Below are 20,299 nucleotides of genomic sequence, written 5' to 3' on the forward strand. Positions count from 1 at the left end.
AGTAATCATACCACCAAGGCTTGAACAAAGTTCAAGCCAGCGTCATTTAGGCGCTGGCTTGGTTTTTCGGCCTTCTAGGCCGCGCTTCAAGCCACCCCTCTTAGGGGTGGTCTTGACTTCAATTTCTCCATAAAAAAGCTTTTTCCTACTAGTTGCGTTTGTCTTATGATTTTCCTTCTTTTTGGGCTTTATGCTTTTTGAGAAACGGTACCAGGGCTCTTTGAACACTGACAAGGATCTCCCCTGCATTGAGCACAAGCATCAGCAGGGTCAAAAGGATTTCCCACAAAATCCAGAGGGGAAGTTCTTGGATCATAATGAGGGACTGAGCAAAAAGAATAACTGTATTGATACAGATTTTAAGTGCATTCCAGTCCATCTTGATAAAGCGTCGTGTATCCAGCGCCCGAAACAGGAATACCACAAAATATCCAATGAAGGTGGCGAAAACCGCTCCGGTGACTCCCCAAATCGGGATGAGCAGGAAATTAAGCACAATGTTGACAATGGCACCTACTGCTGTAGTCAGCAGGATTAAAAGGCTCTTTTTCTGCACCATGTAAATACTTCCCAAGAAGTTGACCAGGCAGGAAAAAACCGTGGCCATGACGAGAAACGGAATATACTGCCAAGAGGCATAGAATTCATTGGAGACCATAATTTTGGTAATCAGCTTCGAGAACAAAATCAAGCCAGACCCTGCCATAAAGACAAGAGAGCCATACATGCGGAATACCTTGGTGAAGAATTTTTCTCGTGACCGCTCCTCCGTCATGGCAGAAAGCTGCCATGCGTCCATGAAAATACTGGAGACAAGGTTGATCAAGGTTGGCACCTTATAGGCCGCCGCCAAAAGGCCGTTGGCATCGCTGCCCACCATATAAGCCACAATATACCGGTCGGACATGGTGATAATCCACCAAAACACTGTGTTTGGAATCAATGGCAGCGAATATCCTAGCATGGCACGGCTTGTAATCGTATCCATTCCCCTAAAGCGAATATAACGGGTCAACTTAGCCGTCAGGAACAAAAAGACTACCGACAATGTATCCGAACAGATAATGGCGAGAATATATCCCATGGCGCCCCAACGGAAACCCACCAGGAATAAGATATTAAATAAAATCGTTGTTGCCGTGCTGAGTATTCCATCAAAGGCATAAAGACGCACTAGATTCCGAGCTTTTACAAACTGTGAACAGAGAGATCGCATTGACGACATGAACACAAACAGATACATTAGAAAGGTATAGTCGGAAACATATCGAATTTGATTGATGAGCGGTGAGAAAAGCAACAGAATAATAAAGCCGGCTACAATCGAAAGGATGCCTGTAGAAAACACATCGCTTTTGCGCACGGAACGGTCCAGGCCAAAACGCACAACACCATTAATTATGCCTAAGGATACCAGCGGCAAAAGCAGATTACCAGTCTGAACCACCAAGTCAGTAATACCGTATTCCCCGGTTGTCAGAACTCGGGTATACAGCGGCATCATTAAATAAACCAGTACCTTAGAGCTAAAGGTACCGATAGCAAAAATCGCCGTATTGGAGATCAGTCTTTTATATTTGTCCACATTGTTCTCCTTGTGTCATTTTTCAGAGTGGATGGACCACGAACTGAAAGAAATCTTTCCTATTATAAACCATATTCCTTTGTTTGGCAAAATAAATCACAGGAAAAGCTATTTCCTTTTATTTTTTTGCCATTTTAGGAGAGCTTTCTTGGGAGCAAAATAACCTAGCACGCTTTGTTTCCCAATAGCTTCCCATGCTCATACCCGGAATATCAGTCACTTCTTTTTCCAAAAAGTCCGGTGGGATAAACGAGTTAGCCTCCTCAACGCTGTCAAACTCCACCTCAGCGTACATAAACTCTCCTTCCTCACCTGGATCCACTAGGCTACATTCCAGCCGATGCCCATCGGGAAGCAGATATACCCGAAAGTCTTTGCGGACCGGATCCATCTCCAACAAGCCACAAAGCCTTTCATAAATATTTTCCTCGATATCTAATTCTATCTCTTCCCTTACCAATGTACCTTTGCCCTTAAAGCAAAGCTTGTAATTTGAAATTCCGTTTGCGGTCTTTTTACGAATTCGTACCACTGGTTTGACGCAAAGGTATCCCTGTTCGACATCCGCTCTCAGCAGTTCTGGTAACGCAGGGAATTCTGTAATTAAAAATTTTCTTTCTATCTCCATGATCCTCTTCCTTCGTTTCCGTGGTCTTTTTAACACTGGAGTATTATATCACAAAGGATATGAGCAAATCTACCTTCTGATATGAATATGGCCCTTCTCCTTATATTGGCCGGCGGATTTTGGATTTAAGCTTTTGGCTTACTGGGAAATCTTATGAAAATCTTCATTTTTTCTTTGCAAAATCTTCCCATGTTCATCAAAACAGAGTCACATTTCCAGGGTATAGTAAAGACATTCCAAACAGGAACATCCTAACATACTGCCGATGCCCTCCGGTAGTCGGATTACCGGCCGGTTGGCTTAGGCAGACTAACAATGATCCCCTTTGTGGGGTTAAGTATAAACACAAAAAGGCCGTGGATTACGTCCACGGCCTTTTTGTTGGCTGTTTTGCCTATTAAAAAGCTCCAAGCTTATCATGCTGGGAATAAAATCGATCAATCTTTATCCAAAATCTCTCACTGTAATTTTAGAAAAAGACTTGACATTATAAGCCTACAATGGTAGTCTAAAGATGACGACGACATATGTAGACTGGAGGGAAAGATGTGGACAAAATTAAGATTGGCGATGGCGAGATTAAAATTATGGAATACATCTGGGAGAGAGATTCCATAAAGGCTGGGGAAATTGTTCAGTTGGCACAAAAAGACCATGGTTGGAGCAAGAATACCACCTATACCATGCTCAAACGTTTGGTAGAAAAGGGGATGGTCCAGCGTCGGGATCCTGGTTTCCACTGCTATGCACTGGTGAGCAGGGAACAGGTGCAGCAGGAGGAGACAAGATCCCTCATCGACAAGGTTTATAACGGTTCCCGACGGCTGTTTTTGGCGTCGTTCCTCTCAAGGGAAAAATTGACCCAGGACGAAATTGCCGAAATTGAGAAGATTATAGAGGCTAATAAGTAGTAGGAGGAGAGCATATGGAGAGCTTGTTTTTTACTGTGCTCAATATGAGCATTACCGCCTCCATTGTTATTGCGGTAGTGTTGATTCTACGCCTTCTTTTTTCAAAAAAGACACCCAAATGGCTGAACTTTGCCATATGGGGGATTGTGCTTTTGCGTTTGTTGGTACCGTTTTCCATCCCCTCGCCGGTGAGTATTTTTAACGTTGTGCCCCAAAGTCAGGAGACTATGTCCACAGCTGAGGTAGGGGAGCGGGTCAATCGAATGGAGTTTGTCTACCAGCCATTTACGCAGCAACATCCTCAGGCGGAGGAAGCCTCGCAAAACGACGCTTCTGTTCCGCAGCAGGGCCAAGCTTCACCAGATAGGCAGCCAGCGTCTGTTAGCTGGAGCGAAATTGTTGCCGGTGTGTGGTTGGCAGGAGTTGTGCTTCTGTTGGCCTTGAGTGGATTGTTTTATGTCAGGGTGAAAAGACAGCTGAAAACAGCAACCGTCATCCGCAATCATCCTGTGCTCAATGAGTGCATTCGGACAGTAGGAATCCGCCGTCCGGTCAAGATTTATCAGTCCCCCATGTTTTCCACCCCGGTGGTGAGCGGAATTTGGAGGCCGAAGATCATTCTACCCGCTTACTTTGACATCAGGGATGAGGAAGTGCTCTACCATGTCATGATCCACGAGCTTGTCCATATCAAACGGTGGGATATGCTGACCAAAATGATTTCCATGATCGCCGTGTGCATCCACTGGTTTAACCCTTTGGTCTGGTTGGCCTTTTACCTCAGCGATAAAGACATGGAAAGCGCTTGTGATGAAAGGGTCTTGACCTTTTCATCGATGGATATCCGCGGCGATTATGCCAGATCCCTCCTCACTGTAGCCATCCGCCAGCAGCGGCTGCCCATTTCCTCCGGGCTTGTAGCCTTTGGAGAAAGTAATGTGAAAACTCGGGTAAAGGCTATAATGAAGTACCATCGAACAACGTCTGTTGTGGTTGCGGCGGCGGTTGTTGTAGTGATTGCCGTTGGATGTACTTTACTGAGCAATGCTGTTCCGCAGCAGACAGAAGATACGAATATATCAGAGAGCCAAGCCCCACCTTCGATCACGTCTCAGCCCCAGCAGTCCGAACAGTCGGGGGAATCTGCTCCAGTGACTACTGACCCCGCTCCTGCAGAGACAGAGCCGGATATAACGAATACACCGGAAGAGATGGATTATTCGGATTATCTTAAAGAATATGTGCTGTATTTGGATTTCAACGGGAATATGGCCCCATTTTCCTCTCCCACAGAGATTTCGCCAGATGACTATTTTCTCTATGCCATTGGGAAAAATTACAATATCTTTATTGGGAAACGGAGTATGGCGGAGGCCTACGGGGAAGAGTTTGCACCTATTGAGCGTCCGGAATCCTATTACGATGAAAATTATGGCTATGTCTATCCCCAGGAGGAAATTGAAGATACGGTAAGGGAGCATTTTGACGTACCGGTAGAATACATGAGGACAGCTATGTCCTATCTGCCGGAAAGGGAAGGATATGCATTTCCGGCCGGTCCCGGGTTTGGCATTGATACAGAACCCATTGTCACCGGCGTGGAGCAGCAGAACGACTTGCTTTTTATCACCTATAAAGTGATGACCGTTCCGTGGGAAACGGTGGACGGAGACGGGATTGTCACCCAACACCCCGCGGAATATATTATGACCAAAAGGCTGACCGTCCAGCTGACAGAGGATGGATTCCAGTATATCTCTCTAGAAGAAGCCGAGCCGGATGTGGAATCCATTGCTACGGTGATGATGCGAAAATATATCACACGCTATGAGGTGGTATGCAATGGAACTCCCTTTTCCAGTGTGGAAACAATGGATACAAAACTTGCCTTTGATTATGTTATTGACCTGCTCCTGGCAGACGGTGCGGCCAAAGAGTATGCGGTGTACACTGATGAGGTAATGCCAAGCGGTTCACAAGTCTGGAGCCATTGTAAAATTCCGATGGAACGGATATATGAACTGATGGAGAGTGAATTTGGATTGTCCCAAGAGATGCTGGATCCGGAAAGCTTTACAGAAGACTTTGCGGTATATAATTCGGACTTGGGTGTATTTGAGGTATATGAAAGCCAGCCCCTAGATACAGAGGATACTTTCCTTCTAGAAGATGCCAAGGATCTAGGAAACGATCTGGTGGAAGTCACGGTAGCACGAAAAAGCAAAGACAAAGTCGTCAGCAGAAATATTTATACTTTCCAGGTGTCCACAGATAGTGTCGCTGAGAATGCTTATCTGTCAAATTATACGATTACTGGACAGTTTGTCTCTTGCCGACCGGCCTCAGCGTAGCTACTGTAGCGAAGCAGTTGGGCAGTGTGGCTCCAATAGAAATTGCCGCTAGTTCACCGAAACCCAATATTGCAATGAAAGAGAGGGGGAGCTTGAAGGCTCCCCTCTTTTTTGGAGAAATGCATAAATTTCCTTTGATTTCACAGCATTATATGCTACTATTACTCTAGAACCATCCAGGAGAGGAGGTAAGCTTATGCGCGCCATTGTAACACAGGGCCTCACCAAGAACTATGGCAGGCACCGAGGCATTTCCAACGTAGATCTTGAGGTACAGGAAGGGGAGCGCTTTGGCTTTATCGGCCCGAATGGAGCAGGAAAATCCACCACCATCAAGCTTTTGCTGGGCTTTCTTTTTCCTACCTCCGGCAGTTGTAGGATTTTTGCTAAGGACTGTGTAAAAAGTTCAGAAATCATCAAGAGAGTAACCTCCTATGTGCCGAGCGAGGTGCGCTTTTACCGCAATTTGACAGGATATCAAATGATCAAGACGGCGCTGAGGTTTCATCATATGCGCTGGGATGCTGTAGCCGACCAGCTCATGGAGCAATTTGAGATTGATCCCGATAAGAAGATGGGAGAGCTTTCCCTGGGCAACAAAAAGAAGGTGGCCATTGCGGCAGCGTTGGTTACCTGTCCAGCATTGCTCATCCTGGACGAACCAACCAGTGGCCTCGATCCACTCATGCAAAAGACCCTCTTTGAGGTATTGAAAAAGCGCAATGAGACAGGGCTTACTGTTTTTATGTCCAGCCACAATCTTGCAGAAGTAGAGCATTTCTGCCAGAAGGCGGCGTTTATCAAGGAGGGACGGCTCATCGAGGTTACCGAACTAGGCCGCGCTCGGGAAAATGGAAAAATTTTCTCGGTTGTTGCTCCGGAATTTGATCTGGCGGCTTTAGGTGAATTTGACGGAGAGCTTCTTTCGCAAGATAACGACACCATCCGTTTCCTTAGTCATGGAGATATTAACGCGGTTCTGAAAACACTATCTCGATATAACATTCAGGATCTATCTGTCCGCGATTTTGATCTGGAGGATAAATTCCTTTCTTATTATGAAGGTGGGGATAAATCATGAATGTATTTAGACTGGAATTTCGCAGCGGAAGAAAGGGTATCCTGATTTGGGCTCTCATCATGGCGGCGGTCATCGGCATCTTTATGTGTGTGTTCCCAAGTATGAGCGGCGAAGCAATGGGAGAAGTGATGGAGAATGCTTTGCAGGCCATGCCGCAGGAGATGCTGGAGGCTTTCAATCTAACGGACATGCCGGATTTCTCCCAGATTGAGGAATACTTTGCCTATGTGTTCCAATATATCCTCCTGGCCAGTGCTATTCTGGCGGCGGTCATGGGGATTGGATCTTTGGTCCGGGAAGAAAGCGATGGAACCATTGAGTTCCTTTATGCCCAGCCGGTGACAAGAGCTGCTATCGTGACCCAGAAAATTCTGGCCAATGTATTTTTGCTTTTGATTTATACTGTCATAGTGGCGGCTGTTTCTCTTGGGACTGTCTATCTATTCCTGCCGGAAAACGAAAATTTTATGGAGCTGCTTCCCAAGCTTGGCATTGTCTTTGCTGGAATGCTGTTGAGCTGTTTTATTTTTATGGCGTTTGGATTTTTTCTATCCTCCGTGACGCACAGTCATAAAGCGGCTGTGCCGGTAGCCGTAGGAACGGTGTTTCTGACCTATTTTGCGGGGATTGCATCCAAGCTGATGGATTCCCTGTCGGTACTGTGGTATTTTTCACCTGTGCACTATAGCACACCGGCAACCCTCGTTGCCAATGAAGCTATCGATATTCATGCAGGAATTATCGGAGGGTGTGCTATCCTTCTATTTGTAGCGCTCAGTTATATCTGGTATCTGAATAAAGATCTAAAAATTTAGGGAAGGTGAATTGATGATGGAAGAGACAAGGCTTCAAAAACAATTGCGTTTTTTGGTGGAAGTGGACCAAATGAAGAATGTCTTGCGGCAGACATTGTTGGTGGATAAATCCCGCCGTGAGAATGATGCGGAGCATTCCTGGCATTTTGCCCTGATGGCTATGCTACTTAGTGAATACGCGGATGGCTCAAAGGTGGATTTTTACCGGGTACTGCGGATGGCGCTGGTTCATGATCTCATCGAGGTTTATGCAGGGGATACCTTTGCCTACGACAAAAAGGGAAACGAAGACAAGGAAGAGCGGGAAAAGAAGGCTGCAGACAAGCTATTTGGCATGCTTCCGGAAGATCAGGGAAAAGAGATCCGGGATCTTTGGGAGGAATTTGACCAGATGGAAACTCCGGATGCACAATATGCCGCATCTATTGATCGTCTACAGCCGTTGATTAATAACTATATGACACAGGGCCATACCTGGCATATTGGAACGGTCACAAGCAAGGATGTCTATGCCAGGGCCGCCATTATTGAAAAAGCAGCCCCAGAGCTCTGGAAAGTGGTTCAGTTTATTATCAAGGATTCTATCGAAAAAGGCTGGCTCAAAGAATAGCTTTTTTGTGCTTAATAAATTTATGCAAAAAGCCGCGGAAGACTGCGGCTTTTTAATTGTGATTTTTTGCAATCTTTTCCTGAAAATGCTATAATAAAAATATACACTTTTGAAAGGGTGGGGGATATGAAGCTTCTTGTGCTTATTCTCAACAAGGTTGAAACATTGGAGCCATTATTGGCGCGGTTTACCGATCTACAGATTAATGGCGCCACGATTCTCAATAGTACTGGTATGGCGCGGGCGTTGTCAGACTATATGGATGACTCCTTTTTAGGCTCCCTGCGGGCTATTTTGGATCCAGACCGGGATGAAAACAAGACCATTCTCACGGTACTTAGAGATGAGCAGGTACCGTCAGCGGTAGAGGCAATTGAGGATGTGGTGGGAGATTTGTCCCAGCCGGACACCGGTATTGTATTCACTGTGCCGGTGGATTTCATCAAAGGAATCCATGGGGACAAATAAATTTGGAGAAGATACTGTAAAGGATAGAAATCAAGATGGAACTAGGAATACTTTTTTATTTGGCATGTATCCTGTTTTCTGGATTGATATTTGGAAAACTGGCCAAAAGGGTAAAATTGCCGAATGTAACAGGATATCTGGTGGCAGGATTGATTATCGGACCTTCGGTTCTTGGTCTGATTCCCGGGGATATTGTCTCACAAATGAGCATATTATCCGATATGGCTTTGGGCTTCATTGCTTTTTCTGTTGGCAGTGAGTTCAAAATCAGTTATTTTAAACGGGTAGGAGTTACCCCTATAGTGATCGCAATTTTTGAGGCAGTTGTTGCGGTAATTTTTGTCATTCTTGGACTGATTATCGCGGGATATGAGGTGCCTTTTTCGCTGGTTTTGGGGGCAATTGCCGCGGCTACCGCACCAGCAGCTACCGTCATGGTAATCAAGCAGTATAAGGCGAAAGGGCCGCTGACCGAAACGCTCCTTAGCGTTGTAGCCTTGGATGATGCTGTCGCCTTGATCGCCTTTGGATTTGCTGTAACAGTTGCCAAATCCATTGAGTCACCAGCATCTGGCTCTCCGCTGCTTTCAATTTTAGACCCCTTTATTGAAATCGCTACTGCGGTAGTAATAGGCGCGTTGCTGGGAGCAATCTTTTCCTTTATTTTGCGCTGGTTTAAAAGCAGCAGCAACCGCCTCATTTTGTCTATTGCTTTTGTTTTTCTTGCCATTGCCCTCTCCACCTTGCTCAATGTCTCATCTCTGATGATGTGTATGAGCATGGGAGCAATCCTGGCCAATGTGAGCTCAACTTCGGATACGATTATGAAGATCACCGACTCAGTCACTCCTCCGCTTTTTATGATCTTTTTCGTTATTTCCGGCGCTGAATTGCAACTGTCGGTCATTCCGACTATTGGCTTGGTGGGAGTCATCTATGTTGTTCTGCGTGTGGCAGGAAAGATGTTTGGCGCGTGGGCTGGAGCTGCTTTGATGAAAGCTCCTGAGACAGTACGGCGCTGGCTTGGCCCCACATTGGTCCCGCAGGCTGGTGTAGCCATAGGGTTGAGCCTAGTGGCAGAATCGGTAGTTCCCCAATACGCCAGTGTAATCCGGGCGGTTGTTCTCTGCGCGACCCTTATTTATGAAATTATTGGACCGATGGTAACGAAAATCTGCCTGAAGAAAGCCGGAGAAATCAGTGCTGACGCTTAGACCTTCAAAACAAAAAGTAATATGTGAGAAAGTTTTTGACTTTTCCACAACAAAATGATATAGTGATAGTAACCTCACCGGTGGGAGGAGTCCTGCCGGCAAGGTGATGTACAAAAAACCTTCTCATCTTCGAGGGCTTGGACCTGAGATAAAGTTGGTGGTCATTTTCGTCATGCCTAAAGTGCAGTTGGGATGAATTTGCACCCTACGACAGGTCTTTGTCGTGGGGTGTTTTTATTTCATTGGGGGGATCAGTTTGGAGACAAAATTAGCGCTGATCGGCATTGTGGTGGAGGAAGAAGAGGCTGTTCGAACTGTCAATGAGCTGCTGCATCAATATGCTCCCTATGTAGTGGGGAGAATGGGGCTGCCCTATCGTGCAAAGGGGGTCAATATCATCTCCGTGGTGGTAGATGCCCCGGAAAATATAGTCAGTGCTTTGTCCGGCAAACTTGGAAACATCAAAGGGATAGGAGTCAAATCGCTGTATGCAAAGACCAGTGACCGGAAACAATCCGATGAATGAGCTGACAAAAGAGTTGTCCATGGGAGGAAATCTTTCCAAAGATACCCTGTCAAAGCTGTTGGGTATGGACGACTTTTTCCCAGTGTATCAGCTGGCTGACCGGTATAATGAACGTCAGAACCATGGAGTTGTTAGAATCCGTGCTATCCTTGAGTTTTCTAACTATTGCCGCCGGCAGTGCCGCTATTGTGGGCTCAACAGGACAAACTTGAAGCTACAACGTTACCGGATGGATGAAAAAGAAATTATAAATACCGTCCTCATTGCATATCGGGCAGGATATCAGACCATCGTCCTTCAGTCTGGAGAGGATCCGGCCTATGATAAGGAAATGGTGGGCAGGATCATCCGGGGAATTAAGGACCAATGTCCCATTGCCATTACGCTAAGCTTGGGGGAGCGAAGCCGGGAGGAATATGCTTATTGGAAGGAATGCGGCGCCGACAGGTATCTGCTCAAACATGAAACCTCAGATCCTGATATTTACAGGAGCCTGCATCCCTGTGGGACCTTGGAAAACCGGCTACAGTGTCTGCAATGGCTCAAAGAATTGGGCTATGAAACAGGAAGCGGGTTTATGATTGGCCTTCCAGGGCAGACAAACGATACCATTGCCAATGACATCCTAACCTTACAGCGGCTTGGGTGCGATATGGCTGGAATCGGCCCGTTTATTGCCCACCCAGATACCCCCTTAAAAGACCATCCAGACGGGAGCACAGAACTAACCAAACGGGCGGTAGCGCTGAGCCGGATTCTCATGCCACAATTGAATCTCCCGGCCACCACGGCACTGGGAGTATTGGATGACGGAGAAAAGGATGATATTTTTTCCTGTGGCGCCAATGTCATCATGCGAAAGGTGACACCGGGCATATATCGCAGGCTCTATGAGATATACCCATCCAACCTCAGTTTGGATGACGATATATATAAGGGGCGGAGGGATTTAGAAGATTCTATCCGCCGATTGGGGAAACAACCTTTATAGAAAGAAGTGTGGAACATGTATAATGTCAAATCGAAAGTTGCCACCGAGTTCATCGATGACGGCGAGATTATGGAAACCCTGGAATATGCCGAGAAAAACAAAAGTAACCGGGAGCTGATTGAAAGCCTGCTAGAAAAAGCAAAGACCTGCAAAGGACTCTCTCACCGGGAAGCGGCTGTACTTCTCGACTGCGACCAGGAAGATTTAAATGAGAAGATGTATGCCCTGGCGCAGGAGATCAAACAGAAGTTTTACGGTAACCGAATCGTTATGTTCGCGCCGCTCTATCTTTCCAATTACTGTGTCAATGGATGCACCTATTGCCCGTATCATCAGAAGAATAAGCACATCCGGAGAAAACAGCTGTCCCAGGAGGAGATCGTCAAGGAAGTCATTGCGTTGCAGGACATGGGACACAAGCGTTTGGCGTTGGAAACCGGAGAAGATCCGGTCCGCTGTCCCATTGAATATGTGTTGGAGAGTATTAAGACCATCTACTCGATCAAACATAAAAATGGAGCCATCCGCCGCGTCAATGTCAACATCGCCGCCACAACGGTAGAAAATTACCGGAAGCTGAAAGAGGCTGGCATTGGTACCTATATACTGTTCCAGGAAACCTACAACAAAAAAGCCTACGAGCAGCTGCATCCCACAGGCCCAAAAAGTAATTATGCTTATCACACCGAGGCCATGGACCGGGCCATGGAAGGTGGTATTGATGATGTAGGCTGTGGCGTCCTCTTTGGACTGAACCTTTACCGGTATGATTTTGTAGGATTGCTGATGCATGCTGAGCATCTGGAAGCAGCCATGGGAGTGGGACCACATACCATCAGCGTGCCTCGTATCCGTCCAGCGGATGATGTGGATCCCGATGAATTCACCAACGCTATTTCGGATGATATTTTTGCAAAAATCGTAGCTGTGCTGCGGATTGCGGTACCCTATACGGGCCTGATTATCTCCACCCGTGAGACACCGGAATCCAGAAAGCGGGTGCTCCATCTGGGCGTTTCCCAGATCAGCGGAGGATCTTCCACCAGTGTGGGAGGATATGTGGAAAAGGAGAAAATCGAGGAGAACTCTTCCCAGTTTGAACTCAATGATACCCGTACCTTGGATGAAGTGGTTGGCTGGCTTTTGGATATGGGATACATTCCCAGCTTCTGCACAGCTTGCTACCGGGAAGGAAGAACGGGAGACCGGTTTATGCAGCTGGTTAAATCGGGACAGATTGCCAATTGCTGTCAGCCCAACGCGCTGATGACTTTGAAAGAGTATCTGGAGGACTATGCTTCTCCTGAAACAAAGGCAAAGGGAGAAGCACTCATCCGAAAAGAAATTGATAAGATTCCCAGCGATAAGGTAAGACAGATCGTTCTCAAGCATCTGGAAGAGATGAATGAGGGAATGCGGGATTTCCGCTTCTAAGACATAGAACAAGGGAGTTCGAATCTCATTGGGCGGTGCGCAGGGGATTTGAACCCCCTTTTCGTTTAAATTGAATTTTAAAATTTAGAAGGGGGAAGACTATGCCAGTCAATGAACTCAATCAAACGCCAAACAGCACCCGTACACATATCGGGATTTTTGGACGAACTAACAGTGGAAAATCGTCCCTGATCAATGCGATTGCTTCCCAGCAGACGGCATTGGTCAGCCCTGTGGCAGGTACAACCACGGATCCGGTTTATAAATCCATCGAATTACACCCGCTGGGCCCCTGTGTTTTGATAGATACGGCAGGCTTTGACGATGATGGAGAGCTGGGAGCGATGAGAACAGAACGTACAGCTCAAGTCATTGAGAAAACAGATATCGCTATTTTGGTTATTGATGCCCAAAACAATGATTTTTCTGAGGAAGAAAAATGGATAGACCGTCTCAAGGAAAAAAAGATTCCGATCATTGTCGCCGTCAATAAAAGCGACGAAAATGATCAAATTCCATCCTGGGTGAAGCAATTTTCCTTTGTATCTGTCAGCGCTAAAACTGGAAAGGGCATTGACAAGTTAAAAGCAATGATCGCGTCCAAGTCGCCTTCTGATGATGATATTTCCATTACGGGAGAGGTGGCCAAGGCTGGGGATCATGTTTTATTGGTGGCTCCACAGGATATCCAGGCCCCCAAGGGGCGATTGATCTTGCCCCAAGTACAAACTATTCGGGATTTGCTCGATCATAAAGCACTGGTTTCCATTGTGACGACAGACCAGTTGGAAGCGGCATTGCGTCTCTACAAAGATCCGCCACAGCTCATTATTACCGATTCCCAGGTCTTTGACATTGTGGCTAAGCTGACTCCAAAGGGGACAAAACTTACTTCTTTTTCTGTGCTGATGGCGAAATTCAAAGGGGATATTGATGTTTTTGTCAAAGGAGCCGCCAAATTAGACACCTTAAAAGAAAAAGATAAGGTTCTGATCCTAGAGGCTTGCACCCATAATCCGTTAGATGGAGATATTGGACGCATTAAAATTCCTCAGATGCTTCGGAAAAAGATCGGAGAAAAGATCAGTATTGATGTACGTTCCGGCAACGATTTTCCTGATGATCTGACATCCTATGCTTTAGTTATTCATTGTGGAGGATGTATGTTCAATCGAAAGTATATGCTTTCTCGTGTGGAACATTGTGTGAAACAGGGCGTACCGATCACCAATTACGGCATTTTCATTGCAAAGGTGAAAGGCATCTTAGATAGAGTGGTGTATTAAAAAATAGCGGCGAAAGCCGCTATTTTTTTGGCCATCTAGAGCGAGGCCGAGAAGGCCGAGAGCTAGGGCCATGGAGAAAAGATATTGCGAAGCAATAAGATAGCGGCGAAAGCCGCTATTTTTTTGGCCATCTAGAGCGAGGCCGAGAAGGCCGAGAGCTAGGGCCATGGAGAAAGGATATTGCGAAGCAATAAGATAGCGGCGGAAGCCGCTATTTTTTGGCCATCTAGAGCGAGGCCGAGAAGGCCGAGAGCTAGGGCCATTGCGAAAGGATATTGCGAAGCAATAAGATAGCGGCGAAAGCCGCTATTTTTTTGGCCATCTAGAGCGAGGCCGAGAAGGCCGAGAGCTAGGAACGTTCAAAAATATATTACGGAATGATATAAATTGCAATAATAACTTATATTTATTACAAATATTGGATGAAAAAGAATAGATATTTTTACAATTTTGTTAACAATAATAGCCTTAGATTTCATTTCAATAAAAATATTGGTATAATAATACCGATTAACAACATTTGATGATTGACGGGCGGTTGGATAAAGGAACTGTCCGGTTTTGTGCGCTTCTAAATACAGGAAGAAGCACTATAGAAAATGAAAGAGAAGATAGACGGCAGGACAAAGGAACATGGAGGAAATATGAGAAAAATTTGCGCTATTTTGGCGGCTTTTATGATATGCAATTTATTGATTACCTTTTCGTTTGCCCAGACAAATGTAGCAGAACCAGAAAACAGTGTGTCTGATACAGTACCAGATTGCACACTTTCACCAGATCAGATCATATCAGAGACAGCTGTGATGATCGATGCGGATACAGGGCAGGTTTTATTCGAAAAGGATATGAACCGAAAGATGGTTCCGGCAAGCCTAACCAAAATTATGACGGCAATTTTGGCACTTGAAAATGGCGATATGGATAGTATTCTTACGGCGGATCAAGAGATCATCGACGATGTGTATTCCTATGGGCTTGAAACCAGTCATATTGCACTGACAGTAGGGGAAAGGATCAGCTTAAAGGATGCCCTCTACGCATGTCTTTTGGAATCGGCCAATGATGCAACCGCGTTAATTGCCAAATCCATTGGGGGTTCCCTGGATCACTTTGTTGAAATGATGAATGAGAAGGCGCAGGAATTGGGGGCAGGCAACACCCACTTTGTCAATTCTCATGGGCTTCATGATGATAACCATTATACTACGGCATATGATCTTGCCCTGATTACCAAGTATGCATTGACCTTGCCAGACTTTGAAAAGATCATCAGCACAGATCAGTATACCATGGCGCCTACCAATAACCAGGAATCTGAACGTTATTTTTGGAATCAAAATCAGATGATCCAATCTTCTTATTACTATAATGAGGATGTGGTTGGCGGCAAACTCGGCTGGACAGAAGAGGCCAACAATACCATGATGGCTTTGGGCGAACGGGATGGACGTAGGCTGATCTGCGTTTTGCTGAAGAGTGTGGCGGCAAATGCGAAATATCAAGATTGCGAAACCCTGCTTAACTATGGTTTTGAAAATTTTAAGAGTATACCTATCGATATTGCGAAAGAAATCCCGGCTGGAGTGGATATTATGGATAAATTTGGCCAGCTCGCCGGAGATGTAACGATTTCCTCCGCCCCTACGGTTTCTTATCTGATTCATAACCATCTCACCGAAGACGATGTGCAGGTAAAAATCCATGTGCCAGAATATTATCTGCTGGATCAGGAAATCCAGGCAGGTTTTACCATACAACTCAAGGACGGGGTAGACTGTATGCCCAATGAGCCTTTAGATTTTTCCCTGGAAACCAAAAGTCATATCAACGCCAATATGAGTATGGCCAGAGAGACGACCAACAGCGGTTCTCAGATATTCTTAATCATCGGGTTTGGATTGCTGGCTTTCTTGTTGCTTTTGGTCATCGCATTGTTTGTCATCCGAGCTGTCGTGCGGAGAAATGTGCGCCAGCGTTATTCTCTTCGCAGCAGGAAAGTTCATATTGATCAAAGAATTAGAAGAAGACTATAGCCAAAAAGTATCCATTAAAAATTTGATATTGATAAAGATAACAATAAGAAACAAGGCTCCGCAGAAAAATCTGCGGAGCCTTGTTCAATCTAAGACCGTTTAAAATGATCGGCCTTCTTATAGTTTATTTATGCATCAAGATGGGCCAGAATTTTTCCGTCAAAGAGGCGATTAAGAACAATACAAGCACTACCGAACAGGGGAGCATCCTCACCAAAAAATGATTTTTGTACACGAACGGTTTGGTAATTCCCGGAAAGCTTCATAGCATTTACCCGATCTTCTATACGCTGAATATAGATATCATTTAATAGTGCTCCGCAATGTCCTATAAAAATAGCACTGGGATTGAGCATATTAACTACACCGGTTAGAGCACAAGCGATTTTATCAGCCATATCACAGAGAATTTCATGGACCAGTGGATCCTCATGCAACTGGCAAAAGGCCGCGAATCCAAGATTTTTACCGGTTACTTTCTGTAGCCTTTTTTCTATGATGGGAATGCTGGCATAGGCTTCCAGACATCCTCTGTTGCCACAAGAGCAAAGCTCCCCATCATAGTTGATGATGACATGGCCGAATTCTCCTACCATACCGCTATTGTCTTGATAGAGAACATCATCCGTAATAATACCTGATCCGATTCCGTTGTCAATACCAACATAGAGAAAATTGCTGTAGCCCTTTCCGCTGCCATACAGTTTTTCAGCCAAAGCCGAACCATTGGTATCATTGTCGATAAAAACATCCATGCAATAGCGTTCAGAGAGGATATCTCCAATAGGAAGATTCTGAATACCAAAATAATTGGGTGGATTGAGAATCATTTTATTCTCTACATCAAGTGGGCCAACTGCGGATATCCCGCAGCCAAGGATATTATTTTCCCAGTTAGTCATTTCATCGGTCAGTTGAAAAACTTTTTCAATAATGGTCTCGCCTGTTTCCTCACTGCCAAGAGGAATCGTTTTTCGCTGCAAGGTGCGCATCCTTAGATCCACCAAAACAGCGCTACAATGATCCCTTCCCATATGGATTCCTAGGACTTTTGGCGCGTTGGGGGAAAGGTCCAAGATAATTGGATTTCGTCCAACATTGCTGTTTTGTCCTTGGCTTCCCTCTACAATATAGCCCTGTTGGATCAGTTCACCCGTAATATTGGTCACCGTCATTTTGGTTAATCCCGTCATTCGGGAAAGATCAATACGAGAAATATTTTTTTCAGTACAGATGAGTTTTAATATTAAACCGCGGTTTCGATATTTTAGATGACGGTTATTTTCTCCTTTTGCCTTGGCCATGCCATCCACCTCTTTGCCCATAAATCGAAAGATAATATAAACATTATACCATTAATGGGACAAAGATGCAAAAATTAACGAAAAAATTTGATCTAAATTCTTTTTATTACACAATTACAAAACCACCATTGGGGCTAAAAACTTGACCAGTAATAAAATCAGCTTGTGGAGAAGCGAGATAGGCGATCATATGGGCGACATCCAATGGGGTGCCTAATCGCTCCAAAGGAGTTTCTTCGACCAGCGCATCCAGAGCTGTAGCATCAAGCTGCGCATTCATTGGGGTGTCGATCACACCAGGGGCGACACAGTTCACCTGGATTCCGGAAGGACCTACTTCTTTTGCCAAAGCCTTTGTCATCCCAATGATAGCCGCCTTCGCAGCGGAATAGTGCACTTCGCAAGAAGCGCCTACCATGCCCCAAATCGACGAAAGATTGATAATTTTTCCTCTTTTGTAATGAATCATCCGGGGAAGTACGGCTTGGATACAGTGAAACATCCCTTTTACATTCACCGCAAACATGGTATCCCAATCCTCTTCCGAAATATCGGAAAAGAGTTTTTGCTGCGCAATACCTGCATTGTTGACAAGAAGATCAATATCTCCCATTTCTTCTACAATCTGTGATACCATTTGGAAAACCTGTTGCTGATCTCTGATATCAGCAGCAAATGGCTTTGCTACATAACCTTGCTTTGATAGGGTTTTGCACAACTGATGGGCGCGGTCTTCCCCCTGATGATAGTGGACTGCTATTTGAAACCCTTGGGCGGCCAGCACCTGTGATGTACTGCTGCCGATTCCACCCGATGCACCGGTAATCAATGCTACATGCTTCATCTTATTTCTCCCGTTTTTATTTTATTATATACGATCTTTGGATGAGAAAAAAGAGAAGAAGAGTGAATATAAGGATAGTATTCTATATAAAGCGACGCCACAGTCATTTTGACTGCGGCGCCAATCCAGAAAATATTATAGAGGCGCTGATTATTACTCATCAGCAATGATTAATTCTACATTATTTTCCTTCAGTAAGTCCACATATTCTTGGGCAGGCATTTTATCGGTAATGACAGCGTCAAAATCTCCGATAGAGGCAAAAGTAATAAGAGAAACCTTGCCAAACTTGGTGGAATCGATGAGAAGATAGGTTTTGGTACTTTTTTCGATAACAGCACGCTTAATATCGTACTCCATCTGTTCAGAGTTTGTGACACCGGATTCAAAGGTCAGGCCCGTAGAAGCCAAAAACGCCTTATTAATGTTGTATTTTTCAATAGCCTTGGTGGTATCTGCACCCATGAGAGAATTGGTTTTGCGGTTGAGGGTGCCGGGCAGGGAATAAAGATGGATGCTTTCAATGGGATAAGCGGCAAATACAGCTTTGATATTATTGGTGAAAACATTAATCCCACCACATTCCGAGAGATAAGGTACCATCTGGAAGGTGGTAGTACCGGAATCGATGAAAATGCTGTCGTCCTTTTCCACCAATTTGGCTGCTGCCTTGCCGATGCGATGCTTTTGGTCGCTGTTTTCGTTACCACGCTCTTCAAAAGAAGTTGGCGCTTTCACGATAGCGGTAACACCGCCATATACTTTTTTGATAATACCGGATGCGCATAATTCGTCAATGTCCCGGCGAATTGTATTTTTTGAGACGCCAAATTCTTCACAAAGCTTGTCGATGGTGACAGAGGTGTTTTGCAAAATATATTTTTGCATTTCGTCAATACGTTTGATTTTCATAAAGCTTACTCACCGACTTCCCAATTTTCTTAATTTATATTAACTAGTATAACAGAGATACAAAACAAAATCAATCATTTACTCAAAATATTATCGGCTAAAGGGAATAGATGGTTGACTCATGAAAAGAATGTGATATAATCAAAATGGAAATTATAGATAAATCCAAGAAATATTCAGAATATAATTATGAGGTGACGGTAATGAGCGAACAGAATGCAAAACAATATGTATCTTTTGACTCAACGAGACCTATTGATGTCATTCCCATTGGTCGTGCTACGGTGGATCTCAATCCGGTAGATTACAACCGTACATTGGAGGAAAGCACCACATTTAAAAAATATGTGGGAGGTTCGCCTGCCAACATTGCAGTTGGACTTGCAAGACTCGGCAAAAAGGTTGGATTTATCGGCATGGTTTCCGATGATCGTTTTGGAGACTATGTGACCCATTATTTTGAGAATGAGGGCATTGATACCAGTGGAATCTGCCGGGCGAGACATGGGGAAAAGATGGGGCTTACTTTTACAGAAATCCTCAGCCCTACCGAAAGCAGCATCTTGATGTACCGCAATCAGGCGGCGGATCTCATGTTGACCACCGACGATGTAAGCGAGGAATACATAGCCAGCGCTAAGGCTGTGGTCATTTCTGGTACAGCGTTGTGCCAGTCTCCCTCCAGGGAGGCAGTGCTCAAAGCGGTAGAGTTTGCAAAGAAAAATAACACTGTCATTATTTTTGACATAGATTATCGTCCCTATAACTGGAAGAGCAAAGACGAGCTGGCTATTTATTATTCCCTGGTGGGACGCCACAGCGACATCCTCTTGGGATCCCGCGAGGAATTCGATCTCATGGAAGGCCTGATTTCAAAGAACAGCGATGACAAGGAAACGGCCGCACGTTGGATCGGATATGGCAACAAGATCGTCATTATCAAGCATGGCAAGGAAGGTTCCACCGCTTATACCTGTGATGGACAGAGCTTTACGATCAAACCTTTCCCGGTGAAAAGCCTCAAAGGCTTTGGGGGAGGCGATGGATATGCCTCTGCATTTATCTACAGCCTTCTGGAGGGTAAGCCGGTTATCGATGCACTGGAATTTGGCAGCGCGTCCGCGGCTATGCTGATCGCGAGCCATGCCTGTTCTGCGGATATGCCAAGCGCGGAGGCAATTCAGGAGTTCATCCGTAAGGAAAAAGAAGAATATGGAGAAATGGTGGCCCGTGGATAAACTTTAGGCCGGTATACAGAAAAGATAAAAAGCCCTGAGCAGATGAAAAAGCTATCTGCTCAGGG

The 20,299-nt window shown here is 45.2% G+C and carries 18 protein-coding genes; 13 read left to right on the forward strand and 5 right to left on the reverse strand.

Translation table 11 applies throughout. From position 1 onward, the window contains the following. Positions 1–163: 163 nt before the first annotated feature. Both WGC32_RS08370 and WGC32_RS08375 read right to left on the reverse strand, forming a co-directional pair. Positions 164–1,585: a lipopolysaccharide biosynthesis protein gene (locus tag WGC32_RS08370; protein ID WP_342681355.1), complete on the reverse strand. Its 1,422-nt coding sequence runs from the start codon at positions 1,583–1,585 to the stop codon at positions 164–166. A gap of 118 nt (positions 1,586–1,703) precedes the next feature. Beyond that, positions 1,704–2,213 (reverse strand): CYTH domain-containing protein, encoded by a 510-nt coding sequence (locus WGC32_RS08375; RefSeq protein WP_342681356.1) that lies wholly within the window; start codon positions 2,211–2,213, stop codon positions 1,704–1,706. 548 nt (positions 2,214–2,761) lie between these two features. Between WGC32_RS08375 and WGC32_RS08380 the strand changes: the two genes are divergently transcribed. The 12 genes from WGC32_RS08380 (at position 2,762) to WGC32_RS08435 (ending at position 15,936) form a co-directional block, all read left to right on the forward strand. Continuing rightward, positions 2,762–3,124 (forward strand): BlaI/MecI/CopY family transcriptional regulator, encoded by a 363-nt coding sequence (locus tag WGC32_RS08380; RefSeq protein WP_342681357.1) that lies wholly within the window; start codon positions 2,762–2,764, stop codon positions 3,122–3,124. A 14-nt stretch (positions 3,125–3,138) separates the two neighbouring features. After that, on the forward strand, positions 3,139–5,475 hold the full coding sequence (locus WGC32_RS08385; RefSeq protein WP_342681358.1) for a M56 family metallopeptidase: 2,337 nt from the start codon (positions 3,139–3,141) through the stop codon (positions 5,473–5,475). A 196-nt stretch (positions 5,476–5,671) separates the two neighbouring features. Beyond that, complete coding sequence (locus WGC32_RS08390) at positions 5,672–6,556, forward strand: ABC transporter ATP-binding protein (RefSeq protein ID WP_342681359.1); 885 nt, start codon at positions 5,672–5,674, stop codon at positions 6,554–6,556. Beyond that, entirely contained in the window at positions 6,553–7,371 is an 819-nt protein-coding gene (locus tag WGC32_RS08395; RefSeq protein WP_342681360.1) for an ABC transporter permease subunit, read from the forward strand. The genes WGC32_RS08390 and WGC32_RS08395 overlap by 4 nt, the downstream gene beginning before the upstream one ends. Positions 7,372–7,384: 13 nt before the next feature. Then, positions 7,385–7,981: an HD domain-containing protein gene (locus tag WGC32_RS08400; protein ID WP_342681361.1), complete on the forward strand. Its 597-nt coding sequence runs from the start codon at positions 7,385–7,387 to the stop codon at positions 7,979–7,981. 126 nt (positions 7,982–8,107) lie between these two features. Continuing rightward, positions 8,108–8,449, forward strand: a complete 342-nt coding sequence (locus WGC32_RS08405; RefSeq protein WP_191483258.1) for a hypothetical protein — start codon at positions 8,108–8,110, stop codon at positions 8,447–8,449. Positions 8,450–8,484: 35 nt separating this feature from the next. Then, entirely contained in the window at positions 8,485–9,663 is a 1,179-nt protein-coding gene (locus WGC32_RS08410; protein WP_191510082.1) for a cation:proton antiporter domain-containing protein, read from the forward strand. Between the two features lie 256 nt (positions 9,664–9,919). Further along, positions 9,920–10,189 carry a TM1266 family iron-only hydrogenase system putative regulator gene (locus WGC32_RS08415; RefSeq protein ID WP_191483260.1) on the forward strand — a complete coding sequence of 90 codons (270 nt, stop codon included), beginning with the start codon at positions 9,920–9,922 and terminating at the stop codon, positions 10,187–10,189. After that, complete coding sequence (gene hydE / locus WGC32_RS08420) at positions 10,152–11,180, forward strand: [FeFe] hydrogenase H-cluster radical SAM maturase HydE (RefSeq protein ID WP_342681362.1); 1,029 nt, start codon at positions 10,152–10,154, stop codon at positions 11,178–11,180. Before WGC32_RS08415 ends, hydE begins: the two co-directional genes overlap by 38 nt. A gap of 15 nt (positions 11,181–11,195) precedes the next feature. Then, on the forward strand, positions 11,196–12,614 hold the full coding sequence (gene hydG, locus WGC32_RS08425) for a [FeFe] hydrogenase H-cluster radical SAM maturase HydG (protein ID WP_342681363.1): 1,419 nt from the start codon (positions 11,196–11,198) through the stop codon (positions 12,612–12,614). Between the two features lie 101 nt (positions 12,615–12,715). After that, positions 12,716–13,900 (forward strand): [FeFe] hydrogenase H-cluster maturation GTPase HydF, encoded by a 1,185-nt coding sequence (gene hydF, locus WGC32_RS08430; protein WP_342681364.1) that lies wholly within the window; start codon positions 12,716–12,718, stop codon positions 13,898–13,900. A gap of 599 nt (positions 13,901–14,499) precedes the next feature. Beyond that, positions 14,500–15,936, forward strand: coding sequence for a D-alanyl-D-alanine carboxypeptidase family protein (locus WGC32_RS08435; protein ID WP_342681365.1), 1,437 nt, complete (start codon positions 14,500–14,502; stop codon positions 15,934–15,936). Positions 15,937–16,064: 128 nt separating this feature from the next. Here the strand turns inward: WGC32_RS08435 and WGC32_RS08440 are convergent, their stop codons facing one another. The 3 genes from WGC32_RS08440 to WGC32_RS08450 all read right to left on the reverse strand — a co-directional run bounded on the left by WGC32_RS08440 (position 16,065) and on the right by WGC32_RS08450 (position 18,996). Next, complete coding sequence (locus WGC32_RS08440; protein ID WP_342681366.1) at positions 16,065–17,240, reverse strand: ROK family transcriptional regulator; 1,176 nt, start codon at positions 17,238–17,240, stop codon at positions 16,065–16,067. Positions 17,241–17,346: 106 nt separating this feature from the next. Further along, the gene (ymfI, locus tag WGC32_RS08445) at positions 17,347–18,084 is read right to left on the reverse strand and encodes an elongation factor P 5-aminopentanone reductase (protein WP_342681367.1); all 738 of its coding nucleotides are present in this window, start codon (positions 18,082–18,084) and stop codon (positions 17,347–17,349) included. A 153-nt stretch (positions 18,085–18,237) separates the two neighbouring features. Next, entirely contained in the window at positions 18,238–18,996 is a 759-nt protein-coding gene (locus tag WGC32_RS08450) for a DeoR/GlpR family DNA-binding transcription regulator (protein ID WP_342681368.1), read from the reverse strand. Between the two features lie 203 nt (positions 18,997–19,199). On the opposite strand from WGC32_RS08450, the gene iolC reads away from it, so the two are divergent. Then, positions 19,200–20,234 (forward strand): 5-dehydro-2-deoxygluconokinase, encoded by a 1,035-nt coding sequence (gene iolC, locus WGC32_RS08455; protein ID WP_342681369.1) that lies wholly within the window; start codon positions 19,200–19,202, stop codon positions 20,232–20,234. The last annotated feature ends 65 nt before the right edge of the window (positions 20,235–20,299 follow it).

The sequence above is a fragment of the Zongyangia acetica genome (assembly GCF_038739695.1).
In the GTDB taxonomy this organism is placed as follows: Bacteria; Bacillota; Clostridia; order Oscillospirales; family Ruminococcaceae; genus Zongyangia; species Zongyangia gallinarum.